Below are 25,527 nucleotides of genomic sequence, written 5' to 3'. Positions count from 1 at the left end.
CAATCCGACGCGCAGGCATTCGACGCTCGGCTACGTCAGTCCGATACAGTTTGAGCAAGCTCGAGAAGCTTAGGTCGGTGTCCACTGAACCGGCAGCAGCCCATGTCTTACAGACCGCGAAAGGCTCAGGCGTGACGCAATAGAGCACTACGCCGACCAGCGCCAGTAACTACATCGCGCACAGCTACCCCGCTTCACCAACCCTCCCAGGCAAAAGCCCCCCCTCCCCCGGGCAAGCCCGCCCCTCCGAGTCACCCAACACCCCCGGCCCTCCCAACAACGCAATCAACCCACACGCCAACGTCCCCCGCCACTGCAGGTAATCGTGCCCACTGGCGAACTCAGCATGCCGCACCGGATACCCCTTGGCCCGCAGCACATCGCGCATGTGGCGCGTGGTGGTGAAGATGTTGACCGCGCCGCGCCCATCCTCAAACTGCCCGGCCTCCAGATAAAAGCGCAGCGGCAGGCGCGGGCTCGCGGCGTAGGCGCGCATCATCCAGCCGGGCGTCTGCGGCGGGCGGTCCGGTGCGGAGTCTGGTGCCCACCAGAATGAGCCGGACTGGCTCAGCACCAGGCCAAAGCGCTCGGGGTGCCGCAGCCCGGCATACGCAGCGGCCAACCCGCCGTAGCTCGACCCGGCCACCACGGTGCGCGCCGCCGGTGCCGAAAGCCCCTGTGCAGCGGCCCACGGCATCAGCTCGTCGGCCAGGAAGTCAGCAAAGGCGGGGTTGGGCGGCAGTTGCGTGGCGCGCGCCGCCGCGCTCGGGTTGGACAGGATCAGCGCGGCAGTGGGCGGAATGCGCCCTTCTGCGATGAGGTTGTCGAGCACCGTTGGCGTGGGCACGGTCGACAGGTAGGCATGCGCGTCGAACAGCACCAGCAGCGCCTGCGGGGCGACGCCGGCCGGGCGGTAGACGTAGACATCGCGCACTTCGCCCAGCCGTTGGCTGTTGAGGCGATGCGCCGTTACGGTGCCGGCCGGCACGTCCGGGTGCCGTGCGAGCCACGGCTGCGGCGGTGCGCCGGGCAACTCCAGCACGGACTTCTGCTGATACGCATCGCCCTCAGTATCCGGAAAGCGCCGGGGGTTGAGTGGATCGCGCTGCAGCGTGGCCAGCAGCAGGCGCCGGCGCTGCGCGGCGGGGGCATCCGAGTCGGGCACGTTGGGCGCGAGTTGATAGCTCAGGCGCGTGCTGGCCGGTACGGCGTAGGTCTGGTACCAGACGTCGGTGTCGCCCAGGCGCTGCAGGGCGTCGTGGTTGCCGCTTGGGCTGCCGAGCAGCGTAACGTTGCGCACCGGCCCCCGCCACAGGAAGGTCAGCAGCACCATGGGTGTGCCGGCTTGCGTGGCAGGCGCGGGTTCAACCAGTGGCGTGCCGGCTTGGGCAACGTCGTGCCAGAAAGCATCGGTGCCGGTGCCGTGGCGCACAGCCTCTGCCAGTGCGCGGATGCGCGGGCTTTGCGGCAGTTCCGGCGCGGGTTGCTGCTGGGCCTGGGCGACGATGCGTTCAATACGCAGCGCGTAGCGTGCGCCGGGCATCGGCACACCACCTGCCGCACCGGCCACGGCTGCGCCGTTCGGGTCGATGCGCAGCGTGTACACACCATCAGCAGGCGCGACGAACAGGAAACTGCGTGACAGCGATAGCGGGCTCAGCAGGCGGCGCACGTGCACATCGCGGGCATCGAGCAGGTCAAGCGCCGCAGCAGGGCCATCGAGCGTGCCCTGCACGAGGTCACCCGCATGCAGCGTCACGCGGTAAGGCAACAACGTGCCGGGTTGCCAGGTTGCGTTGACTGACTGGCCGACAGCCACGTCGGCAACCGGCACAGCCGGTGAAGCGGCAACAGCCACGTTGGCCGCCAGCGCCCAGGAGAGCAGAAAGAGAGCGTGGCGCATCAGAAGTCGATCGTAGTGGTGAGCTTGAAGGTGCGGGGCGCGTTCTGCGTGACATAGCCGTCGTTGAACGAGCCTGCCCAGTAGCTCTTGTTGAGCAGGTTTTCTACGTTGGCGAAAAAGCCGACGCGCTTGCCCATGATGCGGGTCAGGTAGCGCACGCCGGCGTCGTAGCGCGTCCAGCTATCGATGCGCTGCGTATTGGACGAGTTGACGTATTGCGCGCCGGTGTAGGTGGCGCGGCCGGCAAGCGTCAGGCCCGGTACCCAGGGCACATCCCACTCCGCACCCAGGTTGCCCGACCAGGTAGGGGAGCCGAATGCGGTGTTGCCGTCGTAGAGGCCGTTGGCGGTATGCGTGAGTACCGAGCGCGTATAGGCAACGCCGCCCAGCAGGCGCACGCCCGGTGTGACCTCACCGGCGATGGTCCACTCGATGCCGCGGTTGCGGCGTTCACCATCGGGGCTGTAGAGGTTGGTGGCGTTGTCTTTGACCAGGCTCGGCCGGCGGATCTGGAACACGCTGAGCGTTTGCGTGAGGCGGCCGTTCTCCCATTTGATGCCGGCCTCCATCTGCTTGGTCTTGTACGGCGCAAACACCTGCTGGTAGTTGCGCGCGGTGACGTCGGTCACGGTGTCGCCCTGGCTCAGACCCTCGATGTAGTTGCCGTACAGCGAGAGGCCCTGCCCCCACGGTTTGACCACCAAGCCCACCGAGGGCGTGATGGCGCTTTGGTCGTAGTCGGCAGTCTGCGCGCCGGTGGCGGCGCTGAAGCTCTTGGCCTGCACGCGCTGGTGGCGCGCGCCTAGCGTCAGCAAGACAGCCTCCTGCGCAAACGCCATCGTATCGGCCACCGCCAGGCTGGTGAGCGTGGTGTCCGAGGTCTTGGGCGGCTCGCCGGGCTCGGGCGCGATGATGGCCTGCACCGGCGCGTAGATGTTGGAGATGAACGAGCTGCTGGCGTTGTTGACCGTGCCCGTGCGCAGGTCCAACTGGGTGTAGCCGACCACCAGCCGATGTTCGACGGGGCCGGTGCGCACGGTGCCGCGCACACCGGCCTCGGCAGAGAGCGTGTCGGCAAACCCGCGCTGGTGATACGTCACGCCCGTGTAGTTGCCGTTGGGCTGGATGCCGTTGGCGCGCGTGCCGTTGATGAAGCCGGAGTAACGATGGCTGAGCGTGCCGAGCCCGGCATAGGCCGTCCAGTCGGGCGCGAAGTCGACTTCGCCATGGGCGACGATGGCCTGGTTCTCGATACGACCGTGCACGCCGCGCAGGATGTTAGTGCCCGGCGCAGGCGGGCTCACCACGTTGCGCGTGAACGAGGCCATCCAGGCGCTGCCGTTGCGGATCTCTTCGTCGCTGGCGTAGGCATCGACCGAGGCGCGCACATGCTCACCGGCGTAGTCCAGAGCGATGGCGCCCAGCTCGCGCCGCCTGCCCTGCCCGTCCAGGCCGGTGCGCCCATCGCCATAGGCGCCGTTGAAACGTATGCCCACGGCCTTGTCGTCGCCAAAGCGCCGGCCCATGTCTACCGCGCCAGCCACGTAGCCGTCGGACTGGTAGTGGGTGGAAAACTGCATGACGGGCTTGGCCGTTGCGCGCTTGGGGATCAGGTTGATGGCACCGCCCACAGCGCCGCTGGGCGACATGCCGGTCAGCAACGCGGTGGGGCCACGCAGCAGCTCCACACGGTCGATGAACTCGGTGGGGGCATGGCCGAAGGGGGCCAGGCCGTACATGCCGTTGAACGCAAGATCACTCGACGTAATGTCGAACCCGCGCACAGTGTAGTTCTCGTAGATGTGCCCGGTGGACGTGGTGTAGCGCACGGTCGGGTCATTGGCCAGCACGTCGGCAATGGTCTGCGCTTGTTGGTCCTGGATCGTGCGTGCGGTGTACGTGGTGCTGCTGTAGGGGGAGTCGATGGCGTTGGTGTTGCCCAGCAAGCCGAGCTGCGCATCACGCGCGATCTGGCCACCCGGGTAAGTCGCCCCGCGCGCGGCGGAAACGGTGGCGGTGGGCAGTGTCACCGTGGCCGAAGACGTGCCCGTAGTCTCGACCGGCGTGGGTGCAGGTGCGGGCTGGATCGCGAATCCGCCCGGCACCGGTTGCGCGTGCAGGCCGGAGCCTTGCAGGAGCGCATCCAGACCATCGGCAGCACCGTACTGGCCGTGCAGACCAGCGGTGCGGCGGCCCGCCAGGTTTGCCGCTTCGTACGACACCAGCACGCCAGCCTGCACACCAAAGCGTGTTAGCGCCGGCTGCAGCGCGCCAGCAGGAATGGCATACGACTGCCGCGCCGTTGCAGTGGCCGAGCCGGCCGGTGCCGCCTGCGCACCCGCATGCGGCGATGCCGCCACCAACAACGCGACAGCCTGACCAATAGCCAGCAGATGCCGGCGAAGACGCAAGGTGCCGGGTTGGCCGGCAAGTTGCGTTGAAGCAGACAGCGGATAGCAGCCCATCTGTGATTTCCCCCTGATGATGTTGTGGTTGGGATTGATTGCTATTCCCGTAGGCCACTTGAGGCGCGCAAAGCCCTCACATCGGAGGCAAAAACTTTTCTATGGGGTGTCGGGAAGAGGTCGCAGCGGGCACGACTCAGTCGCGCGCCGAGACCATGACCCAGTAGCGGCTGAGCGTGCGGACCTGTACAGGCAGCACGTGCGGCAGGGCTTCCAGCACGCGCCCGGTGTCATCGATCGGGAACACACCTGAGACACGCAGCGCGGCCACGTCAGGCGCGCAGCGCACCCACCCAGGGCGATACCGCCCAAGCTCGGCGAGGAAGGTTGCCAGCGGCATCTCGTGCACGGCCAGCATGCCGCGCACCCACGCTGCATCGTCCATGTTGGTGTCGTCTTGCGCGCCGGGTGCGTCGATCGCCAGCCGGGTGAAACGCATGCGCTCTCCCGCGCGAACGATACGGGCCGCATCCGGCGCCGCTGCGGGGCGAATCTCGACCGCGCCTTCCTGCACGCCGACGCGTGTGCCGCCATTGGGCAAACGGCGCACGATGAACCGGGTGCCGATCGGGCGCAGCGTGCCGTCTTCGGTATCGACGTACAACGGCCGACCTAGGGCGTCGCGGCCCGTGGTCACTTGAATGGCGCCGGCACGCACGATGATGTGGCGCGCTGCCGCGTTCAGGCGCACGTCGATTGCGCTGGCGGTATCAAGTTCGACGTGTGTGCCATCGGCCAGTTGGATGTGGCGGCGTTCGCCTGTGCCGGTTGCATAGGCATCGCCATCCGCGCCGGGTTTTGCGCAGCGCCAGGCAACGGCGCCACCCAACACCAGCGTGGCCGCTGCAACGCCAAACACGTGGCGCCGCGCCGGATTGATCACGCGCCGGGGTTGCCGAAGCACGGCACGTCCAAGATCAGCGGGCAGCGCCGCCAGCGATTGCCAGACGGCCTGCACGTGTTGCCACGCCCGCTCGTGCTCGGGATGCTGTGCGCGCCATTGCGTGCAGGCATCGTGGTCGCGCGCGGCGGCGTCGGGTGACATCAGGGTGATCATCCACTGCGATGCCTGCAGCGCAACGGCAGGATCGATCGGCGGATCAGGCTGTGTGGGAAAGGTGGCGCAAGACATCGGTGCCGGATGCGCTCAGCTAGGCCGGAAAGCAGCACTGGTGTAGCGCCTTGACCAAGTAGCGCTGCACGGTGGCAACGGACACCGCCAGTTGCGCAGCAATCTCGGCCTGCGGCACACCATCGAGCTGGAACATCAGGAACGCGCTGCGTACGGCGGGTGGGACGGCCTGCAAGCGGCGGTCCATCTCCACCAGGGTTTCCAGCACGATGGCGCGCGTCTCCAGATCCGGCACATGGGCCACGGGCAGCGCAGCTAGCGCTTCCAGATATGCCTGCTCGATCTGCCGCCGCCGGAAGAAGTTGGCCACCAACCCGTGCGCAACGGTGGCGAGGAAGGCGCGAGGCTCACGCGCGGCAATCTGCGCATCGCGTGCGAGCAATCGCATGAAGGTGTCTTGCGCAAGGTCAGCCGCATCGGCGGCATTCCCCAGGCGCCGTCGCAGCCAGCCGTTCAGCCAACCGTGGTGGGCGATGTACAGCGACTGGATTTCATCGACGGGCGGTCGCTCGACGGCGGACATTGGCAAGCATGGCGGCGTAACAAAGCGCCATATTATTGCAAATGCGAATCATTATCAACAAAGAAAGGGAATGCAGAGGGTCACGCTCCCCCCCCTTAAACCACCACCTCCGTCCGACTCACCACCTCCTTCAACCCCATAAACGACCGCACCTGCCGCACCCCCGGCAGATACAACAGCTGCTCCGCATGCAGCCGCGTAAAGCTCTCTGAGTCCCGCGTGCGGATCAGCAGGAAGTAATCAAACTCCCCCGTCACCAGGTGGCACTCCATGCAGCCGGAGATGTTCTGCGCGGCCTTCTCAAAGGCGGCGAAGGACTCCGGCGTGGAGCGGTCGAGCACCACGCCGATCAGCACCACGGTGCCCGCCCCCATCGCCTGCGGATCGAGCAGCGCGACCGTCCCCCGGATCACCTTGGCGGCCTTGAGCCGCTCCACTCGCCGCAGGCATGCAGCCGGGCTCAGGTTCACGCGCTTGGCCAGCGCGACATTGCTGATGGACGCATCTTTCTGCAGGGCGCGGAGGATCGCTTTGTCTGTTCGATCCAGCTCGGGCGGCGGTGCGGTTGGCTTTGGCACCACCTTGGTTCTTGTACGCAATTTTGTTGCCATAAATAGTAGTTACGCACAACTTCAGATACCAGCGTACCTGATTCTGCGTGCCATGATGCGTCAACAGGCCAATCTTCACAACCCTGTTTCGCGCGTTGTTCCCTAGCATGGAGGTACCCGATTCCCCCTTCACCCATTTGGACCGGAGCAACGCGCATGAACCTGCAACGCTTTCCCCGCCACCCACTCACCTTTGGGCCGACGCCCATTCAGGCGTTGCCACGTCTGTCCGCACAACTGGGCGGCAAGGTGGAGATCTACGCCAAGCGGGAGGACTGCAACAGCGGCCTGGCCTTCGGCGGCAACAAGACGCGCAAGCTGGAGTACCTGATTCCGGAGGCACTGGCGCAGGGCTGCGACACGCTGGTCACCATTGGCGGCATCCAGTCGAACCACACGCGGCAGGTGGCGGCGGTGGCGGCGCATCTGGGCATGCGCTGCGTGACCGTGCAGGAGAACTGGGTGAACTGGTTTGACGGCGCGTATGACCGCGTGGGCAACATCCAGCTCTCGCGCATCATGGGCGCGGATGTGCGGCTGGTGGATGCCGGCTTCGGCATCGAATTCAAAGCAAGCTGGGAGCAGGCGCTGGAAGACGTGCGCCGTGCAGGCGGCAAGCCCTATGCGATTCCCGCCGGTGCGTCAGACCACCCGCTGGGTGGCCTGGGCTTTGTGGGCTTTGCGGAGGAGGTACGCGAGCAGGAGAAGGCCCTCGGTTTCGCCTTTGACTACATCATCGTGTGCTCGGTCACGGGCAGCACGCAGGCGGGCATGGTGGTGGGCTTTGCGGCCGATGGTCGCGCCAACCGCGTGATTGGTATTGATGCCTCCGCCAAGCCGGAGCAGACGCGTGAGCAGATCCTGCGCATTGCGCGCCAGACGGCCGACAAGGTGGACCTGGGCCGCGATATTACGGATGCCGATGTGGTGCTCGACACGCGCTATGCGTATCCGGAATACGGCGTGCCGTCACAAGAGACGCTCGACGCCATCCGCCTGTGCGCCCGCGCCGAGGGCATGCTGACGGACCCGGTGTATGAGGGCAAATCGATGCAGGGCATGATCGATCTGATCCGCCGAGGTGACATTCCGGCGGGCTCGCGCGTGCTGTATGCGCACCTGGGCGGTGTGCCCGCGCTGAACGGTTACAGCTTCCTGTTCCGCAACGGCTGACCGGCACGCACACGACAACGGGGGGGCGTGACCTCGATCAGGCCCACTCCGGAATGTCAGGCACGCGAAGCTGCTCGACCTCCGGCAGATCAAACCCAAAGTCGTCCGCAAGCAGCGTGCGCAACGCGGCGCGATCGGCCAGTTCGATCTTCTGCGATGTGCCTGCGCGCACGATCGTGACACTGCGGTTCAACACGGAGACGCGCCCGTCTTTCGTCAGCGCGCGCAGCAAGATCTGATTGCGAAACGGTGACGCCGGATACGTTGCCGTGAAGTGGTTCCCCATTTCAAAGTCGGCCGGACCTTCCTCCTCCAACGTCGATACCCAGGCATCAACGGGCGGTTTGTCGCCTACTTGTGCGCGCAGGCTCCAGCGATTTGCATCGCGCACCATCCAATGGGTTTCCCTGTCGATCGTGGCCGGCACGCCCTCCTCCAGCGGCACCGGCACGCGCGGCGCCAACGCGCCAAACCCAGCGTCGACCACAAACGTGCCCTCTTCCAGCGGCACGGTCAGGAACATGTGCGTGCGAGCCATCTCCGTGCGGGGTCTCAATACAGTCACTCGCGCCAACTGGCGGACCGGCTGAAAGCCGAGTTGCTCCAGCACCGCAGCAAGCAGCGTCGAATGCTCAAAGCAGTAGCCGCCACGGCGTGCGCGTACGAGCTTGTTCTGGATGCTGTCGAGGTCGATGCGGATGCCGCGCCCAAGCAGCACATCCAGGTTCTCAAATGGGATGTGCTGCATGTGGGCGCGCAGCAGCCCGGCCAAGGTGTCGTAGCTGGGGCGCACATCGCCGCCCCAATGGATGCGGTTGAGATACGCATCCAGATCGATGGAAGGTGTCACGTGCAACGTCCTTGCGAAATGACCGAAGTCACGACTATGCACGACCTTTCGAGCGGCGGCGGAATTGCTGCTCAGTCACGGTGCTGCCCCACTGCGTACCTTCTTCTTCCTGGGTCAGCACAAAACCGAATGACTCGTAGAGGTGGCGCGCCGCATCCAGCCCCTTGAAGGTATCGAGGTAGGTTTCGTCAAAACGCGCATCGGCAAAGCGCATGGCGCGCGACATGAGTTCGCGCCCAATGCCGGTGCCGCGCAACGCATCATCGACGATGAACCACCGCAGGTGCGCGGCGCGGTAGTGGGGGTTGCCGTCCATCGCCAGCGAAGCCAGGCAGCGGCCGTTCTCCACGCATAGCCACAGCGCCTTGTCGTCATCAGGCAGCGCGGCCGCAAACGTGGCCAGCTCCGTTGCCACACGGCGCTCGAAAAACACGCCAAACCCCCAATGCTGCGCGTAGAACCGGCCGTGCAGGCCTGCGATGTCGCCAATGCAGCCAGGCACGTAGCCCTGGACGATCTGGACGCCGCTTTCGGTGCCACTTCCGGCGCCGCCTTGCGACGGCTTGTGATCGTTGTCATCCGCCAGCGCACTGACGTACTGCGACAACAATGCCACCAGCCTTTGCTGATCCACCGGCGTCAGGTGACGCAGCGCATTCGAGACCTGGCCGGAGGCAAACGCGTCGATATTGCGTCGCAGTTGCTGGCCAGCCTTCGTCAGGTATAGCTCGGAAGATCGGCCGTCTTCATTGGAGGCGCGCCGTTCCACCAACCCGGCGGATTCCAGCCGGGTGATCTGTCGACTGGTGCTCGACTTGTCCAGCCGCAAAAGCGCGGCCAGATCACGGGCCTGGATGCCAGGGGTGCCGGCGATCTCAAGAATGGCGTGCACCGCAGAGGGGGCGAGATCGCTCTCGGCCAGCGTATTGCGCATGAAGCCGAGTTCGCGCACGAGCTTGCGTGAGACCTCTCGCAGCTCTCGGATGGTCTGTTCGCGCGGTTGAGCGGGAGCTTCAATGAAATCCATGGCAGCCTCAATTGGTTGCACAACACAACCAATATAGTTGCGATATGCAACCTTTTCAAGCGAGCGCCACATCCAACCAAAACCGCAGAACCATATCGAAAAAGCTTCGTTCCCCCGCCAACGGAGGCTTTTTAGACTGGGCGCACTTGTTATGACGAGTTCGCCCCCAGATGACGACGTCCCCACCCTCCCCCCGCCTGCACGCGCCGCCGCTCTATGAGCGGATCAAGGGCACGCTGCGCGAGGCCATCCTCAGCGGGCGAGCCGCGCCCGATACGCTGCTGCCATCCGAAGCCGCCCTGTGCGAGCAGTTTGGCGCCAGCCGCATCACCGTGCGCCAGGCACTGGCTGATCTGCAGAACGAAGGGCTGATCTTCCGCCGCCACGGCAAAGGCACCTTTGTCAGCGCGCCGAAAGCCTTCCAGAACGTGACGGCGCTGCAGGGCTTTGCGGAAGCCATGTCTGCACAAGGACACAGCATCCATAACCGTGTGCTCCGCTTGGAAACCGTGCCCGCACCGATGGATGTGGCACAGGCGCTGCAGCTTGCACCCGGCACGCCCGTCACCGAATTGCATCGCGCGCGGTTGCTCGACCGCGCGGCGGTATCGCTGGAAGTGACGTGGCTACCGGAAGCCCTTGGGCGCGTTGTGGCCCGCGCAGATCTGGCAACGCGCGATGTGTTTCTCGTGCTGGAGCAGGACGCAGGCGTACCGCTTGGCCACGCCACGCTGGCCATTGATGCGGCGCTGGCGGACCACGCCACGGCAGCGGCACTCGACGTGGGTGCGGGCGCGCCCATCCTGCGCGTGGAGCGGCTGACGCACGACGCACATGGCAAACCCATCGACTTTGAGCGCCTCTATTTTCGCGGTGACACCTTCCAGTACCGGCTGCGGCTGGACCGGCACGTGGCCGCATCGGCGCAATCCATCTTCCCTCTGCAAGGCACCGTATGAACACGCTGGAACTGGAGTACGACCTCGTCATCGTGGGCGGCGGCACCGCCGGCCCCATGGCCGCCATCAAGGCAAAAGAGCGCAACCCCGCGCTGCGCGTGCTGCTGATCGACAAGGCGCACGTCAAGCGCAGCGGCGCCATCTCAATGGGCATGGACGGGCTGAACAACGCGGTCATTCCCGGCCATGCCACGCCCGAGCAATACACGCGCGAGATCACGCTGGCCAATGACGGCATCGTCGATCAATCCGCCGTGTACGCCTATGCACAGCACAGCTTTGCCACCATCGAGCAGCTCGACCGCTGGGGCGTGAAGTTCGAGAAGGACGAGACGGGTGACTACGCCGTGAAGAAGGTGCACCACATGGGCAGCTATGTGCTGCCCATGCCGGAGGGGCACGACATCAAGAAGGTGCTGTATCGGCAGCTCAAGCGCGCGCGGGTGGAGATCACCAACCGTATCGTCGTGACGCGCGTGCTGACGGATGTAGACGGCGCGGCGTGTGGCGTACTCGGCTTTGATTGCCGCACGGCAGATTTTCTGGTCATCCGCGCCAAGGCCGTGGTGCTAAGTTGCGGCGCCGCCGGGCGGCTCGGCTTGCCCGCATCGGGCTACCTGATGGGCACGTATGAGAACCCCACCAACGCGGGCGATGGCTATGCGATGGCGTACCACGCCGGTGCGGAGCTCGCCAACCTGGAATGCTTCCAGATCAACCCGCTCATCAAGGACTACAACGGCCCTGCTTGCGCCTACGTGACCGGCCCGCTGGGCGGCTTCACCGCCAACGCACGCGGCGAGCGCTTCATCCAGTGCGATTACTGGAGCGGCCAGATGATGTGGGAGTTCTACCAAGAGCTGCAGGGCGGCAAGGGTCCGGTCTTCCTCAAGCTCGACCACCTGGCCGAAGAAACCATCCAGACCATCGAGACCATCCTGCACACCAACGAGCGCCCGAGCCGCGGCCGCTTCCACGCCGGGCGCGGCACCGATTACCGCACGCAGATGGTGGAGATGCACATCTCCGAGATTGGCTTCTGCAGCGGGCACAGCGCATCGGGCGTCTACGTCAACGCACGTGCTGAGACCACCGTGCCTGGCCTGTACGCCGCTGGCGACATGGCCGCCGTGCCGCACAACTACATGCTGGGCGCATTCACCTACGGCTGGTTTGCCGGGCAGAACGCAGCGGACTACATCGCTGGCCGGCAAAGCGACGCGCGTGTCGACGATGAGCAGATCGCCCGCGAGCGCGCGCGCATCTTTGCACCGCTGCAACGCGAACACGGCCTCGCCCCGGCGCAGGTGGAATACAAGCTGCGCCGCATGGTGAACGACTACCTGCAGCCACCCAAGGTCACACGCAAGATGGAAATCGGCCTGCGCCGCTTTGATGAGATTGCCGAAGACATCACGCACCTGCACGCACGCAACCCGCACGAGCTGATGCGCGCGATGGAGGTCAGCTTCATTCGCGACTGCGCAGAGATGGCCGCGCGTGCATCACTCTTCCGCACGGAAAGCCGCTGGGGCCTGTACCACCACCGTGTGGATTACCCCGAGCGCGACGACGCCAACTGGTTCTGCCACACGCGCCTCTACAAAGATGCGCATGGCGCCATGACCAGTCGCAAGCAGGCTGTTGAGCCTTATGTCATTCCCGTTGATGTGCACAGTCCTGATTCGTACGCACACCTGCGCATTCCCCAAGCCGCCTGATCATGCCCCACACCACCCATACCCCGCACGACATCGCCTCGCGCAGCAGCGCGCCCGTCACCATTGACGAAGCCAAGTGCATTGCCGACAAGGGCTGCACGGTGTGCGTTGACGTCTGCCCGCTTGACCTGCTCGCCATCGATCTCACCAAGGGCAAGGCCTTCATGCAGTTTGACGAATGCTGGTACTGCATGCCCTGCGAGCAGGACTGCCCGACCGGCGCGGTGAAGGTCGACATTCCCTATCTGCTGCGTTGAGGTGGCGATGACGACAACGATCCTGGCTCGCCTGCGCGACGCCGATGCCGCCACGCGCCGCGTCGCGTTATTGCAGCTTGCCGATGAAGAAGACGCCGATGCACTGCCCGAAGTGATTGCCCTGCTGGCGGATGACCCATCTCCCGATGTGCGGCGCGAAGCCGCGCGCATGCTGGCAACGTGGGAACAATCGGACACCGTGGCCGCACTAGCACGTGCGCTGGAAGACGCCGATGCAACGGTACGCGAAGCGGCCGCGCTGGGGCTGGCCGAGTTGAAGCAGCCGGACTCCGCGCCCGCGCTGCTGCCTTACGTTGCACACGCCAGCGCCTTCGTGCGCGCCGCCGCACTGCGCGCCCTGCGGGAGCTGCGCGTGGCCGAGGCAGAAGCCCCGGCGCTGGCCGCGCTGCAAGATACAGATGCCGCCGTGCGCCGCGAAGCCGTTACCGTACTTGGCTGGCGCAAGCAGGTGGCAGCCCTGCCCGCATTGGCAGAACGCGCGCGCAGCGATGCCGATGCGGACGTGCGCCGTGCGGCAGCCGGTGCGCTCGGGCTGGCAACCGACGCATTCGTCTTGCCCGCGCTGCTGGACGCGCTGCGCGACCCGATGTGGCGTGTGCGTGAAGAAGCCGCCGCCACGCTCGGCAAGCTGCGCGCGCTGGCGCCTGAAGCCCATGTCACCCACGCCTTGGCGGAAGCGCTGGGCGATGACTACTGGCAAGTCCGCCTGCAGGCCGCCCGTGCGCTCGGCCGCTGGCACGCGGTACACACCATCGATGCCCTTACCGCCTTGCTCAACCACCCGATCAGCAATCTGCGCAAAGAGGCTGCGCTGGCACTGGGGGAAATTGGCGACACCGCCGCCCTGCCCGCGCTGCACACTGCTGCGTCCGACGGCGACCCCGAAGTTGTCAAAGCCGTGCGAATTGCATTGGCCCAGCTTGGAGCGCATCGTGCACGCGCCTGAGCGCATCGACAACGACATCGCTCAGGGCCAGCTACATCTGGTATGGGCTGATGCAACATGCTCGATCGACCACGCTGCGTTGCGCCGCGCATGCCGCTGCGCGGAGTGCCAGTTCAAGCGCCACCATGGCTTGTCGATCAGCACGCCAGACAACGTACGCATCACCACCATGGAGCCCGCTGGCTATGGCGTGCAACTCATTTTCAGTGATGGGCACGCGCGCGGCATCTTCCCTTGGGCGTATCTCGCGTCGTTGGATTCGCTTTCGTCAAATATAGTGCTGCATACGCAAACCCAATCCACGTCGCGGGCAGCCAAATGATCGACCACGTCTACATCTCCGTCACCGATATCAAGAGATCCCTGGCCTTCTACGCCGAGGCCTTGAAGCCGCTCGGCTGGAGCCTGTTCGGCAACTACAGCGCCGCATCAGGCCCTGAAGGCGTTCCTGATCTGTACGGCCTCGGCGATGACATGTACGGCAAGGGCACGGGTGTCGGATCCAGCATCTGGCTGCGTCAACGCACGCCCGGGGAAACCGGGCTGTACCTCGGGATCGTCTGCGATACCAATGAACAGGTCGACGCCGCTTACGCAGCCGCTATCAAGGCCGGCGGCATTGACGAAGGAAAGCCGGCAGACCGCACCTATTTTGCCCCCGGCTATTACGCCGCCAACGTTGCCGACTTTGATGGCAACCGTCTTGAGTTCGTGCACAAGGCGTGGAACCCCAAGCGACACGCCTAGCAAGATCTCAGACTCAGAAATTGCCAAAGCGGCCGATCCACGCGGCGGCCCCTTTGGCATGTCCTTTGAGCGCCGCGTCCAACTCCGCACGGGTCAGACCTGCCGGCAGTGCATCCGGCGCAAGATCGGTAGCGATCAGCAGGAAGACGTAGTGATGCATGCCGGTGCCTTTGGGCGGACACGGCCCAAGATAGGCTTGCTTGCCGATGGGGTTCTGGCCCATGCGCAGGGCATCGCCCGTGCCGGCGCCTTCGGGCAATCCGGTCTGCGTGGCGGGAATGCCGTAGGCCAGCCAGTGGTTCACGCCCAGGCCGCCACCACCCTGCGGGTCGCTCACGATCAGCACCAGGCTGGTGGCGCCAGCCGGCACGTCGGACCAGGCCAGCGGCGGCGAGACGTTATCGCCCGTGCAGTTCGGGTTGGCGGGGTTCTTGCCGGCGTACTTGCGGTCCATCACGCCGTTGTCGGCAAACGCAGGGGATTGGATGGTGAAGATGCCGGCCTGTGCCCCTGTTTGCGCCTGCGCGGGCAGCACGGCTGACAGAGATGCCAACAACAGCACGGCATTGCGCGACGTGCGGAGCAATCGTGGTTTCACGGTGGGTCTCCTTGGGTCCTGGGTGGAATGCGCCACCACGATACGCCAAGGCCCATGACCATGCCCGCCGCGCGAGACACATCACCACACGCAGCTTGCCGTCAGGGTCCCGTGCGACAATACCGCGCCCCGGGCGACGCACCTTCGCCCCGCTGTTTTGGCCTCACCTGACCATAGGAGACCCGGACGCATGTTCGGCGACATCACGCGTTTTCTGCTCGACACGATCTTCTCGCTCTTTGGCGCCGCGCTGCTCTTACGCGCGTGGACGCAGGCGGTGCGGCTGTCACCGCGCAATCCGCTGTCGCAGGCCATCTTTCAACTCACGGGCTGGCTGGTGCATCCGCTGCGCCGGGTGATTCCGGCCACGGGCTACATCGACTGGTCATCGCTGGTGGCGGCGTATGCCACGGCGCTCGTGTATCTGTTCCTGCTGTTGGCCTCCATGGGTGTGAGCCCATTGGCGCTCCTGCCGTGGGGCTTTGTGGCAGCGCTGTTCACGGTGCTCAAGTGGGCATTCAACGTGCTGGTGTGGGTGACCATTGCGTCGGCCATCCTGTCGTGGATGGGCCCGGCGTCGCCCATGGGCGCGGTGCTCAACACGCTGGTTGATCCGCTGTTGCGCCCGATCCGCCGCGTGGTGCCGCCGCTGGGCGGGCGGCTGGATCTCTCTCCGCTGATCCTGCTGGTGATTGCGCAGGTGCTGGTGATCGCGCTGTCGCATCTGTCGCTCTCGCCACTGCTCATGTGAGCGGGGCACGCGCCTTGCTCGACTGAAAGTGCCGGCGCTCACACTGCGCCGGCCCTATCAGGAGAGCACACATGAATACATGGAAAACGGTACTGGTTTGCGTGATCGCAGCACTGGCCCAGGCATTGGCGGCATGTACCGTGGGCGGTGCAGTGGCGGGCGGCGTGGCAGGCCATGAGCTGACGCACAGCCCGGCCGGCACGATCGGCGGCGCAGTGGCCGGCGGTGTGATCGGCCACGAGCTGAGCAAGTAGCCAGTCCGGCCCATCCCTTCTTCAGGTTTGCGCGAACAGCGCGCGATACGCGCTGGGCGAGGTGTGATACGCCCGGCTGAAATGCTGGCGCAACGATACCGCGCTGCCGAAGCCTGCCAGTTGCGCGATCGCCTCCACCGGCTGGCGCGTGGTCTCCAGCATGCGCTGTGCGTAGGCCAGACGCTGGCCGAGCAACCATTGGCCGACCGTCGCGCCGGTCAACTCGCGAAAGCGCCGCGTGAAATTGCGTCGGCTCATGGCAGCGCGTTCTGCCAGCGAATCCAGCGTGTGTGGCTCAGCCAGGTTGGCAACGGCCCAGTTCAGCAGATCCGATAAGCGATCGCCGCCCGGGGCATCGTGCAGCGGTTGCTCAATGTATTGCGCCTGCCCACCCTGCCGGTGAGGCGCCACCACCAGCCGACGCGCAATGCGGTTGGCCACCTCTGCGCCATGCCAGCGGCGCACGAGGTGCAGGCAGCAATCCAGCCCCGCAGCCGTACCGGCGGATGTCACCAGCCGGCCGTCATCGGCATCCAGATACAGCACATCGGGCACGAGCTGCACGCGCGGATAGCGCTGCGAGAATGCCTCGACCGCGCTCCAGTGCGTGGTCGCCTCGCGGCCGTCGAGCACACCGGCCTCCGCCAGCACGAACGCCCCCAGGCACAGGCCGACCACCGTGGCACCCCGCTCATATGCAGCGCGCACGGCATTCACCATGGGTGTGGGCGGGCGCTCTTGCGTGTCGCGCCATGACGGCACGATCAGCACATCGGCGCAGGCGGCGTCCTCCAGCGTCAGATCGGTCTGCACGGCAAACCCGGCGGTGGTCCGCAGGCCGCCTTTGCGAGTGGGCTCACCCGCGCAGATCCGCAGGTTGTAGGCAGGCAGCCCCGCCCAGATGCGGTCTTCAAACACCAGGCAAGGTACCGAGAGGTGAAACGGGCTGATGTCGTTGAAGGCGAGAACGGCGATTTCCCGGGGTTGCATGATGGCTCCGCACATTTGGCCCAATTTCATCGATGAATGTCTTCCGGGCCACTGTCCGGAAGGATAGCCATGCACGAAGATGCTGTCCACGGGCACCACACAACGCCCCTGACAGCAAACCCCGCAATCCACTCCGAGGAGTCCGCCATGACTGCAAACATCACCCCGAAGCGCGCCCTGATCGTCATCGATGTGCAGAACGAATACTTCACCGGCGACCTGCCGATCGAGTATCCGAACCCGCAGCAGACCGTCGCCAATGTCGGCGTTGCCATGGATACGGCGCGTGAGGCAGGCATTCCAGTAATCGTTGTGCAGCAGACCTCGCCCGCCAGCTCACCGCTGTTTGCCATCGACACCGACGGCTGGCAGTTGCACCCGGTCGTGGCCGCGCGCCCGCACGACCACTACGTGCGCAAGACGCTGCCGAGTGCATACCCGGAAACCGATCTGGCGCAATGGCTGCAAACCAACGGCATCGACACGCTGACCGTGGTCGGCTACATGACGCACAACTGCGATGCCTCCACCATCAATCACGCGCTGCACAACGGTACGGCCGTCGAGTTTCTGCACGATGCCTCGGGCACTGTGCCGTATCAAAACCAGGCCGGCTTTGCGAGCGCAGAAGAGATCCACCGCGTGTTCAGCGTGGTCCTGCAGTCGCGCTTTGCGGCGGTGATGTCGACCCAGGACTGGGTGCACAGCGTGAAGACCGGTGCGGTGCCGGTGCGCGACAACATCTACAAGTCCAATCAGCGGGCGCGTGGTCTGCTGAAGGATGAGGTGACGCAGCAAGCAGCCTGACGCACCCCGAATGCACCAGCAGGTTTGGCAGCGGGCAATACCGCCCGCTGCCCTGGTGTGCACGACGTCTTAGTCGCGCGACGTCGCCCGATATTCAACCGCTTGGAACGTGAAATCGTTGCCGCGTTTGACCACCTGCCCGATGCCCGGAAAGTCCAGATGCGCGCCTGCGACGTAATATTTGGGGTGCGCTGTCCGCTCCAAGACCTCCCTGCGGACTGCGCGCGCCTTGGGCTGGTTGTCGTCAAACTCCCATGTCAGTTCTGGGCGCCCGAATTGAATCGACGGCACGTGAACAATGTCGCCCCACACCAGGAGGTGCCCGGCGCTGCTGCTGACTTCATAGGCCGTGTGCCCCGGCGAATGCCCCGCCGCCCGCACTGCGGTGATCCGGTCGCTGACGATGAACCTGTCATCAACCGGCATCACACGATCGCGTAGTTGCGCCAACCGTCCGGTGATTTCCGACACCTCTTCTTTCGGGATCAGGATGCGCCCAGCCCCAGGAAAGGCCACCGAGCCATCAGGTGCGATAAGCCCATGCACGTGGTCTTCATGCGTGTGAGTCACCGCGACCTGCGTGATGCTGTTTCTGTCGATGCCGGCTTCCTGCAATCCATGCAGAAGCGCCCCCATCGAGTCGTCCAACGCGTTGGATGCCCCGGTATCGATCAGCACCGACGTGCCCTTGTCGATGATCAGGAAGGCGTTGACGGACAACCGCAACTGACCGCCCACCACGGGAATGCCGGCAGGCAGCGTGTCGAACGGCTCGCCGGATGTCTGGCGCAGCCTTGTCGTGGGCATATCGATGTAGCCATCGCGCAGCGCGACCACCTGAATGTCGCCAAATTCAAAGGCGGCGTAGTGCTGGCCTTGCGCAATCAATTTCATACTGCTCATGTCGCTCCTCCCGGTTTGAGATGCGGCAACGCTGGCCGTCACGGCGGCGGCGAGCATTGCAGCGGCGGCCTTTTCCCCATCAATCCCGAGAAATTTATCTCCCATAGAAGAATATAGCAAGAGAAGAGCCAAGAAAGATGGTGCAAAGCAGCGCCTCATCGCAAGCACATGCGCTTGAGACCGTCTTCTATGGTGGAAGATAATGTCGACTCTGATGTGCTTGCGTCGTCGACGCCAAGGAGGCGTGTTGCCAAGACAGGATGAAGATATGCGCGCGGCGGATGACGACGAGGCGTCGTCGCGCGCCTTTGGTGCACGTGTACGCAAGCTGCGTGACGCCGCCGGGCTGACGCTGGAACAGTTTTCCCAACGCTCGGGGGTGAGCCGGGCGATGCTGTCGAAAGTGGAACGCGGAGAAAAAAGCCCGACGATCGGGATTGCCGCCAGAATCGCCCACAGCCTGCAGACCCCATTGACGGAGCTGGTTGGGGGCGGCGCATCGGAAGGTGCGGCCGTGCTGATGCGCAGAGCCGAACGCCCCATCTTTCGCGACCCGGAAACCGGCTTTGAGCGGCATATCGTGTCACCGGCAACGGGCGGTGGACGTGTCGAACTGCTCTACCACTACCTTCCGCCCGGCGTCTCAACCGGGCTGTTGCCTGGCTACCCCGGCGGGTCGGAAAAGCAGATCGTGGTGACCATCGGCCACCTGGTCGTGGAGTTCAAGAACGCCAAGGAGTACCTCGGGCCAGGCGACTCACTCTTCTTCGAGGCGAACGTGGAGCATGGCTTCGCCAACCAGACCGCAGAGCCGTGTGGTTACTACATGGTCGTATCGCGCCACGCGTAAGCGACGCACTCAGCCGGCCAGCCCCTCTTCAACCGGCAGAAACCCCCGGAACGAGACCTCGACCTGCTCCACCATTGACGCCGACGTGGCTTCGCGCAGCGCCGCCATCAATGCTTCGAACGCGCCTTCGACAGAGGCACGGTCGGTGGCCTCGACCAGGCGCAGGCGGATCGGATGTTCGGCCGAACTGAACGTACGCGCCGCGATGTCCATGAGGTACATGCGTGCCGCAGCCAGCGAGCGCTTGCGGTTGGGCGCGGCGGGCTTGGGCGGCTCGGGCTGCGGTTCGGCAACCGGAACAAAAGCAGGCTCACCAGCAACATCGGCCGCGATCTGAATGAAACCCGCCTGCAGCAGTTCGAGCACCGCCAGCGCTTGCAGACCCAGTTGGTTCGCACGCACGGCAAGATCCTCGCCCGTAGCCTGACCGTCCACCATGATGAGCAACGCGCGGCTTGAGCGGCTGAGCGCCCCGTTGCGCGTGGCGATTTCACGGCGCCCCGCGTCTGTTTTTTCGAATCGTGCTGATAGCCCTTGCATGGTTCCCCCCGCTTTTTCTCTTCCTCCCCCGAAGATTGGGCACAACCTAAGGCGCTTTATTTGCAGAACCGTGAAACTGCACAGCTTGCACGGTGAAATCGATAAGCAAACGCTTGCGCTCAGATAGGTGTCGCCAAAGCAAAACACCCCGCCTGAAGCGGGGTGTTGCGTGGTTGCGGGTTGCGCTACTCAGTGCGCTGCAGCGGCTCCGCTCATCACCTCGTGCGAGCCACGGATGCCGTTGAACCAGGCGTTGAGCACCACCGCCACCAGCGTCCCCAGGACGATGCCGCTGTGGGTGATCGGGTGCGTCCATTCCGGGAAATGGTGGAAGAAGGTCGGCGCCAGCGTCGGCACCATGCCAAAGCCCACCGACACAGCGATGATCAGCAGGTTGTGGCGCTGGTTCTGGAAATCCACCATGCCAAGCATGCGGATACCGGCCGCAGCCACCATGCCGAACATCACCAGCCCCGCGCCACCCAGCACGTACTGCGGCACCGATGCCACCACGTACGACAGCTTCGGAAACAACCCCAGCACGATCAGCAGCACACCACCCGCCGCCGCCACATAGCGCGAACGCACGCCCGTGATCGACACCAGCCCGATGTTCTGCGAGAACGACGTATGCGGAAACGTGTTGAACACGCCGGCCACTACGGTTGCCAGACCGTCAGCGCGCAGGCCATTGGTCAGCTCATTGCGCGAGATAGGCTTGCCCACCACGTGCGACAGCGCGAGGAACATGCCGGTCGACTCCACCAGCGTGATCACGATCACGATGCACATCGAAATGATGGCCGACAGCTCAAACTTGGGCATGCCGAAGTGGAACGGCGTCACCAGCGTCATCAGCGGCGCGACGCTCGCATCGGCCAACGACACCTTGCCGAAAGCGGCGGCCACCAGCGTGCCCGTCACGATGCCCAGCAGCACGGCGATGTTGCACAGCAGCGCGTTACCGAACTTGGTCAGCAGCAGGATCGTCACCAGCACCAGCGCGGCGATCGCAAGGCCGAACGGATCGCCAAAGGCTGGGTTCGGCACCATGTGGCGCACGCCGTCCACCACCTGCGGAATCATCTGCTGGCCACCGGCGGCCCAGTTGATACCCACGCTCAGCAGCGAAAAGCCGATCAGCATGATGACTGTGCCCGTCACCACGCGCGGGAACAGGCCCAGCAGCCGGCCCATCAGCGGTGCAATGGCAATGCCGAACACACCCGAAACAATGGATGCCCCGAAGATGCCGGGCAGGCCCATGCCGGGCTCCACGCCGATGGCGATCATCGGTGCCACGGCGGCAAAGGTCACACCCATCATCACCGGCAGCCGGATCCCGAAGATCAGGAAGCCGAGCGACTGGATGAGCGTGCCGACACCAGCCGCAAACAGATCGCAATTGACGAGATACGAGAGATCGCTCTTCGACAGGCCGAGCGCATTGCCAACAATCAGCGGCACCGCAATCGCACCGGCATACATCACCAGCAGGTGCTGCAGGCCGAGCGCGAACAGACGCGGCAGCGGCAGGCGTTCGTTGACAGGATCGACGCAGATCGAGGGCGAGGGCGAGGAAAGGCCTGAGGATTGGCGCATGTCTTGTCTCCTGGGGCCACCCCCGTGTACGTGCCGGAGGCGTGCCTGGTGTGCATCGGGCAGACCGGGCGCAGGCGCCGTCTGCCGACATTTGTGCGGCGTGATGTCGCACATTTGCCGGCATCTTGGAGCGCGCCTCAGTTTATGTCAACAATTCACACCGTCTTTTGTGTACATATTTTGCGTTCTGAAATGCGTATGCGCTTCAAACATCGCCACGCCCTGGTAGGTCACGCCAGAGTCGAACCGCTGGCGGTACAGGATGACGCATCGCAGCATGCCGTTTTCGGCCACCACGGGCGTGAGATCATAGGTGCCGCTTCCGAATGGGCTGCCGCCGTGGCAGGTGGTGCCAATGTCGGGCTGGTAGTGCCGGATCAGCAGCGTCGCGCGCTGCCCGTCGGCTTGCACCTCCAGGCTGCCGAGCAGGCGCAGTGTGCCGTCCTGCCAGACCATATCCAGCGTGCCGCTCACGCAGCCTACGGGGCCGGATCCACCAACCACGGTGGGCGTCGTGAACACGCCACGGCATCCGCGCACCGTCTGCTGGCGCAATGTCAGGTCGGCCTGATCGATCACAGCGTAGTGGTAGTCCCCCGCGTCGCCGCCAACGTCCTTGGTCAGCGCGCCGACACGCACCTTGCCGCGCGTCCAGCGCCCGTGCGTGTAGCCGCGGTGGGCATAGAGATCGGCCAGCTCAGCGGTGTCGCCCATCAACCGATAGCCATTGATGCCAACGATGGCGCCCGAAGGTGTTTGCGCCAGCCATGCGGCGCTGCCGCTGACCTGTCGCGCCCCGTTGCCCAGCATGAAGCGGGGTGGCGCGCTACGGTAAACAGGCGAGCATTCAGCGGAAAACGTGGCAAACCGGGCATCTGCCAGCAGAACGGTCTGCCTGCAACCCGCCGGTTCCTGACAACCTGTCAAATAATGAGTGGTCCCCTTTTTTTATGCGCTTCGGGCACGTCCGTAACGTCGGTTTGCCCGGCCAAGTGATGAGATGAATCCATTGTGGTCCTTGAGGAAGGTTTGACTGCCGCGACTCCATAGCGGAATGTGCTGTGCAGCGCGCCTCGGCGAGGCGGTTTCAGCCTAGGCAGCGTCTCACCCAATGTTCAAGAAACAACACAACTTGATATTCCTTGATATTCAAGCGGGTTCCCTCAACTGCGGGACTCGTCCATCCCCAGCGATGCTATGAAGAACCCTCACTATGATCCGGCCAAGCCTCACCACACGCCGGACGGCTTCCGCAACCGCTACCCCCATCCGCACCCCGGCGGCGACTTCTGGAAATGGCAACGCGAGCGCCGCAAGTCAGGGCTCCCCAAGCCGCCCACGCTGGACCTCTCCTGCATTGCCCCCAACCTGACCGCGGTGCACCAGCCGCCCGACGTGCCGCAGCTCACCTGGATCGGCCACGAGACGCTGCTGCTCCAGATTGACGGGCTGAACGTGCTGACCGATCCGGTGTTCTCCGAGCGTGCCTCGCCGCTGCCGTTTGCCGGCCCGCGCCGGCACCAACCGCCGGGCCTCTCGCTCAAGCAGTTGCCGCATATCGACCTGGTGCTGATCTCGCACAACCACTACGACCATCTGGATAAAGCCAGCGTGCGGGCGCTGATGCGCCAGCCCGGCGGCGCGCCGATGTTTTTCGTGCCGCTGGGCATCGACCACTGGTTCGCGCGCAACGTGCGGGGCACGCGCCTCAGCGGTGACAACCCCAACGTACGCGCCTTCGACTGGGACGATGAGGCCAACTTCGGCCCCTTCACCGCGCACTTCTGCTCCGTGCAGCATTGGTCCGCACGCGGCCTGTACGACCGCAACCAGACGCTGTGGGGCAGTTGGGCATTGCTGCATCCGCGCCTGCGTTTCTGGTTCTCGGGCGATCTGGGGTATTCGCAGGACACACGCGACATTGGCGCGCGGTTCGGCCACTTTGATGTGGCAGCGATTGCCGTGGGCGCCTACGAGCCGCGTTGGTTCATGAAGGCACAGCACATCGACCCGACCGAGGCGGTGCAGGTCATGCAAGACATCGGCGCGCGGCAGGCGGTGGGCATCCATTGGGGCACGTTCGCACTGACGGACGAACCGCTGGACCAGCCCATCGCCGATCTGGCTGCTGCATTGAAGGTGGCCGACGTTCCCGCAGAACGCTTCGCTCTCTTCAAGCACGGTGAGACACGCGTATGGGATGCAGCGGCCCAACGCCTTGTCACCGCATTGCCCAAAGAAAAAGCGCGGCCGCGAGATGACTCGCTGGCCGCGCAGTCATTGTCTGGCAGGTAACGCTAGGGACTGAGAGCCGCTAAGCCGGCATCAGGTCGGTGTCGGCAGCCATGCACGGTCACGCAGACGGGCGCGGATGCGTGCAATCGCCTGGCTGTGGATCTGGCACACGCGCGACTCCGACACCCCCATCACAGCGCCGATCTCACGCAGGTTCAGGTCCTGCTCGTAGTAGAGGCTCATCATCAGCTTCTCACGCTCGGGCAAGCCTTCGATGGCGGCCACCACCGATTCGCGCAGATCGTGGTCCAGCAACTGGTCCAGCGGCGTGGAGTCGTTCTCTGCGGCGCGGTTCTCGATGAAGGCGTCGGCGTCTTCGCGGTCGAAATCTTCGTAGTACAGGAGCTGGCTGCCTTGTAGGTCGACCAGTTGCTTCTGGTAGTCGGCCAGCGACATGTTCAGCGCGGCGGCAATCTCGGTTTCGGTGGGCGCGCGGCCTTTCTGCTGCTGCAGCTTCTGGATCGCCTGCTCGATCGTGCGGGCATTGCGGCGCAGCCCACGCGGCAGCCAGTCGGAGCCACGCAGCTCGTCCAGGATCGCGCCGCGAATCCGCTGGGCAGCGTAGAACTCGAACTGCACGCCCTGCGTTTCTTCATAGCGCGACAGCGCATCGAGCAAGCCCATCATGCCGGCCTGGATCAGATCGTCGAGTTCGACGCTGGCCGGCAGCTTCACCATCATCTGGTTGGCAATGCGGCGTACCAGCGGTGCATACGTCGCCATCTCGTCGGACTTGGTCTTGCGACCGGTTGCGGTGTACATATCCATGCCTGCCTTTGGCGCTTCGTTCATGGTGCGCCTCAATAAACCATCTCAGCCGCGTGCGCACAGGCGCGGGGCGTCGCTGGGGGTGCCGATATTGACGTTGCTTCTGCCGACGCATCTGCCGTTGCCTGAGTCGGTTCTTGCGCCGATACCATCACCCGCGACGCCGCCGTGCTACCGGCGACATCAGCGGCCTGGGCCTCGGCGCTGGCCCAGCTCAGCATCTCTTCGGCAAGCTGGCGGAAGGCCATGGCCGAGGGCGATGCGGGAAACGCGCTCGCCACGGGCTTGCCGAGCGAGAGCGCCAGTTCTACATGCCGGTCTTCCGGCAGATAACCTGCAAAGTCGATACGGGTGTTCAGGTACTGCCCCACCGTGTTGGCCAGGTTGCCGAACACGCGCACAGCGGAGTCGACCGAATGCGCGCCGCAGACCACCGTGCGGATACCCGCGCCGCCCTGCAGCCCTGCGGTCTTCTTGAGCAGCGTGTACGCGCTCTTGATACCTTCCGGGCCATCGGAGAAAACCAGCAGTACGTCGTCGCAGGCTTCGGCCACCGTGCCCAGCGCGCGGGTGCCAAAATGCCCCGCCACCAGCGTCACGTCGGCACTGCTGTCGTGCTGCTCGAGCATGCCGGCCACGGCCAGCATGGTCTGCGCGCTCACCACAGCGGCGTCGCGGCCCATGGCGGACAGTGCAATGCGCAGGTTGTCGACAAAGTCGTCGATCTGCTCCTCTGCACCGATCACCAGCACACGGCGGCTTGCCACCTGGCCGAGCATGCGGCGCAGCCCGGCGGCCTGGTCCTTGGCGAATGGGGTCGTCATGGTCCCCTCT

The 25,527-nt window shown here is 64.8% G+C and carries 27 protein-coding genes; 12 read left to right on the top strand and 15 right to left on the bottom strand.

The window, feature by feature from the left end; all coding sequences use genetic code 11:
- Positions 1-184 precede the first annotated feature (184 nt).
- From fes to R2N11_RS13550, 5 genes are all read right to left on the bottom strand, one after another.
- Positions 185-1,903, bottom strand: a complete 1,719-nt coding sequence (fes, locus tag R2N11_RS13570; protein WP_316681404.1) for an enterochelin esterase — start codon at positions 1,901-1,903, stop codon at positions 185-187.
- Positions 1,903-4,368 carry a TonB-dependent siderophore receptor gene (locus R2N11_RS13565; RefSeq protein ID WP_316681403.1) on the bottom strand — a complete coding sequence of 822 codons (2,466 nt, stop codon included), beginning with the start codon at positions 4,366-4,368 and terminating at the stop codon, positions 1,903-1,905. Before R2N11_RS13565 ends, fes begins: the two co-directional genes overlap by 1 nt.
- A 136-nt stretch (positions 4,369-4,504) precedes the next feature.
- A complete protein-coding gene (locus tag R2N11_RS13560; protein WP_316681402.1) occupies positions 4,505-5,500 on the bottom strand; it encodes a FecR domain-containing protein in 996 nt (331 codons plus the stop codon).
- Positions 5,501-5,519: 19 nt separating this feature from the next.
- A complete protein-coding gene (locus R2N11_RS13555) occupies positions 5,520-6,023 on the bottom strand; it encodes a sigma-70 family RNA polymerase sigma factor (RefSeq protein ID WP_199033301.1) in 504 nt (167 codons plus the stop codon).
- A gap of 95 nt (positions 6,024-6,118) precedes the next feature.
- Positions 6,119-6,634, bottom strand: coding sequence for an Lrp/AsnC family transcriptional regulator (locus tag R2N11_RS13550; protein WP_316681401.1), 516 nt, complete (start codon positions 6,632-6,634; stop codon positions 6,119-6,121).
- Positions 6,635-6,790: 156 nt separating this feature from the next.
- Here R2N11_RS13550 and R2N11_RS13545 point away from each other — a divergent pair, with 156 nt between their 5' ends.
- The gene (locus R2N11_RS13545; RefSeq protein ID WP_316681400.1) at positions 6,791-7,807 is read left to right on the top strand and encodes a 1-aminocyclopropane-1-carboxylate deaminase; all 1,017 of its coding nucleotides are present in this window, start codon (positions 6,791-6,793) and stop codon (positions 7,805-7,807) included.
- A gap of 37 nt (positions 7,808-7,844) precedes the next feature.
- Here the strand turns inward: R2N11_RS13545 and R2N11_RS13540 are convergent, their stop codons facing one another.
- On the bottom strand, positions 7,845-8,657 hold the full coding sequence (locus R2N11_RS13540; RefSeq protein WP_316681399.1) for an arylamine N-acetyltransferase family protein: 813 nt from the start codon (positions 8,655-8,657) through the stop codon (positions 7,845-7,847).
- A 34-nt stretch (positions 8,658-8,691) separates the two neighbouring features.
- Complete coding sequence (locus R2N11_RS13535) at positions 8,692-9,684, bottom strand: bifunctional helix-turn-helix transcriptional regulator/GNAT family N-acetyltransferase (RefSeq protein ID WP_316681398.1); 993 nt, start codon at positions 9,682-9,684, stop codon at positions 8,692-8,694.
- A 170-nt stretch (positions 9,685-9,854) separates the two neighbouring features.
- Between R2N11_RS13535 and R2N11_RS13530 the strand changes: the two genes are divergently transcribed.
- Genes R2N11_RS13530 through R2N11_RS13505 form a run of 6 tightly spaced genes read left to right on the top strand, consistent with a single transcriptional unit; the run spans position 9,855 to position 14,335 of the window.
- Positions 9,855-10,643, top strand: a complete 789-nt coding sequence (locus tag R2N11_RS13530) for a GntR family transcriptional regulator (protein ID WP_316681397.1) — start codon at positions 9,855-9,857, stop codon at positions 10,641-10,643.
- Positions 10,640-12,364, top strand: a complete 1,725-nt coding sequence (locus R2N11_RS13525; RefSeq protein WP_316681396.1) for a fumarate reductase/succinate dehydrogenase flavoprotein subunit — start codon at positions 10,640-10,642, stop codon at positions 12,362-12,364. Before R2N11_RS13530 ends, R2N11_RS13525 begins: the two co-directional genes overlap by 4 nt.
- A gap of 2 nt (positions 12,365-12,366) precedes the next feature.
- Positions 12,367-12,621: a 4Fe-4S dicluster domain-containing protein gene (locus R2N11_RS13520; RefSeq protein WP_048933573.1), complete on the top strand. Its 255-nt coding sequence runs from the start codon at positions 12,367-12,369 to the stop codon at positions 12,619-12,621.
- A gap of 7 nt (positions 12,622-12,628) precedes the next feature.
- The gene (locus tag R2N11_RS13515) at positions 12,629-13,588 is read left to right on the top strand and encodes a HEAT repeat domain-containing protein (protein WP_316681395.1); all 960 of its coding nucleotides are present in this window, start codon (positions 12,629-12,631) and stop codon (positions 13,586-13,588) included.
- Positions 13,575-13,910, top strand: a complete 336-nt coding sequence (locus tag R2N11_RS13510; RefSeq protein WP_199032198.1) for a DUF971 domain-containing protein — start codon at positions 13,575-13,577, stop codon at positions 13,908-13,910. Before R2N11_RS13515 ends, R2N11_RS13510 begins: the two co-directional genes overlap by 14 nt.
- On the top strand, positions 13,907-14,335 hold the full coding sequence (locus R2N11_RS13505) for a VOC family protein (protein WP_199032199.1): 429 nt from the start codon (positions 13,907-13,909) through the stop codon (positions 14,333-14,335). Before R2N11_RS13510 ends, R2N11_RS13505 begins: the two co-directional genes overlap by 4 nt.
- Positions 14,336-14,348: 13 nt before the next feature.
- Here R2N11_RS13505 and R2N11_RS13500 read toward each other — a convergent pair whose 3' ends face one another.
- Complete coding sequence (locus tag R2N11_RS13500; protein ID WP_316681394.1) at positions 14,349-14,933, bottom strand: YbhB/YbcL family Raf kinase inhibitor-like protein; 585 nt, start codon at positions 14,931-14,933, stop codon at positions 14,349-14,351.
- Positions 14,934-15,123: 190 nt separating this feature from the next.
- On the opposite strand from R2N11_RS13500, the gene R2N11_RS13495 reads away from it, so the two are divergent.
- Together R2N11_RS13495 and R2N11_RS13490 are read left to right on the top strand one after the other, a co-directional pair.
- Entirely contained in the window at positions 15,124-15,684 is a 561-nt protein-coding gene (locus R2N11_RS13495; protein ID WP_199032200.1) for a YggT family protein, read from the top strand.
- A 71-nt stretch (positions 15,685-15,755) separates the two neighbouring features.
- The gene (locus tag R2N11_RS13490; RefSeq protein WP_316681393.1) at positions 15,756-15,938 is read left to right on the top strand and encodes a glycine zipper 2TM domain-containing protein; all 183 of its coding nucleotides are present in this window, start codon (positions 15,756-15,758) and stop codon (positions 15,936-15,938) included.
- Positions 15,939-15,959: 21 nt separating this feature from the next.
- Here R2N11_RS13490 and R2N11_RS13485 read toward each other — a convergent pair whose 3' ends face one another.
- Complete coding sequence (locus tag R2N11_RS13485; RefSeq protein WP_306663116.1) at positions 15,960-16,928, bottom strand: GlxA family transcriptional regulator; 969 nt, start codon at positions 16,926-16,928, stop codon at positions 15,960-15,962.
- 147 nt (positions 16,929-17,075) lie between these two features.
- Between R2N11_RS13485 and R2N11_RS13480 the strand changes: the two genes are divergently transcribed.
- Complete coding sequence (locus R2N11_RS13480; protein WP_316681392.1) at positions 17,076-17,735, top strand: cysteine hydrolase family protein; 660 nt, start codon at positions 17,076-17,078, stop codon at positions 17,733-17,735.
- A 69-nt stretch (positions 17,736-17,804) separates the two neighbouring features.
- Here R2N11_RS13480 and R2N11_RS13475 read toward each other — a convergent pair whose 3' ends face one another.
- On the bottom strand, positions 17,805-18,695 hold the full coding sequence (locus R2N11_RS13475; RefSeq protein ID WP_316681391.1) for an MBL fold metallo-hydrolase: 891 nt from the start codon (positions 18,693-18,695) through the stop codon (positions 17,805-17,807).
- Between the two features lie 211 nt (positions 18,696-18,906).
- On the opposite strand from R2N11_RS13475, the gene R2N11_RS13470 reads away from it, so the two are divergent.
- Positions 18,907-19,488 (top strand): helix-turn-helix domain-containing protein, encoded by a 582-nt coding sequence (locus tag R2N11_RS13470; protein ID WP_199032204.1) that lies wholly within the window; start codon positions 18,907-18,909, stop codon positions 19,486-19,488.
- Between the two features lie 9 nt (positions 19,489-19,497).
- Here the strand turns inward: R2N11_RS13470 and R2N11_RS13465 are convergent, their stop codons facing one another.
- The 3 genes from R2N11_RS13465 to R2N11_RS13455 all read right to left on the bottom strand — a co-directional run bounded on the left by R2N11_RS13465 (position 19,498) and on the right by R2N11_RS13455 (position 22,440).
- Complete coding sequence (locus R2N11_RS13465) at positions 19,498-20,028, bottom strand: hypothetical protein (RefSeq protein ID WP_199032205.1); 531 nt, start codon at positions 20,026-20,028, stop codon at positions 19,498-19,500.
- Between the two features lie 189 nt (positions 20,029-20,217).
- Complete coding sequence (locus tag R2N11_RS13460; protein ID WP_316681390.1) at positions 20,218-21,630, bottom strand: nucleobase:cation symporter-2 family protein; 1,413 nt, start codon at positions 21,628-21,630, stop codon at positions 20,218-20,220.
- Between the two features lie 147 nt (positions 21,631-21,777).
- Positions 21,778-22,440, bottom strand: coding sequence for a hypothetical protein (locus tag R2N11_RS13455; protein WP_316681389.1), 663 nt, complete (start codon positions 22,438-22,440; stop codon positions 21,778-21,780).
- Positions 22,441-22,827: 387 nt separating this feature from the next.
- Between R2N11_RS13455 and R2N11_RS13450 the strand changes: the two genes are divergently transcribed.
- The gene (locus R2N11_RS13450) at positions 22,828-23,925 is read left to right on the top strand and encodes an MBL fold metallo-hydrolase (RefSeq protein WP_316681388.1); all 1,098 of its coding nucleotides are present in this window, start codon (positions 22,828-22,830) and stop codon (positions 23,923-23,925) included.
- A 30-nt stretch (positions 23,926-23,955) separates the two neighbouring features.
- Here R2N11_RS13450 and R2N11_RS13445 read toward each other — a convergent pair whose 3' ends face one another.
- Positions 23,956-24,717: an RNA polymerase sigma factor FliA gene (locus R2N11_RS13445; protein ID WP_048933585.1), complete on the bottom strand. Its 762-nt coding sequence runs from the start codon at positions 24,715-24,717 to the stop codon at positions 23,956-23,958.
- Between the two features lie 8 nt (positions 24,718-24,725).
- On the bottom strand, positions 24,726-25,517 hold the full coding sequence (locus tag R2N11_RS13440) for a MinD/ParA family ATP-binding protein (protein ID WP_199032013.1): 792 nt from the start codon (positions 25,515-25,517) through the stop codon (positions 24,726-24,728).
- Between the last annotated feature and the right edge of the window lie 10 nt (positions 25,518-25,527).

This window comes from Ralstonia flaminis, assembly GCF_958415495.1.
Lineage (GTDB): Bacteria > Pseudomonadota > Gammaproteobacteria > Burkholderiales > Burkholderiaceae > Ralstonia > Ralstonia flaminis.
The sequence above is the reverse complement of the archived record's forward strand: the minus strand, read 5'-3'. Positions and strand labels throughout refer to the sequence as shown.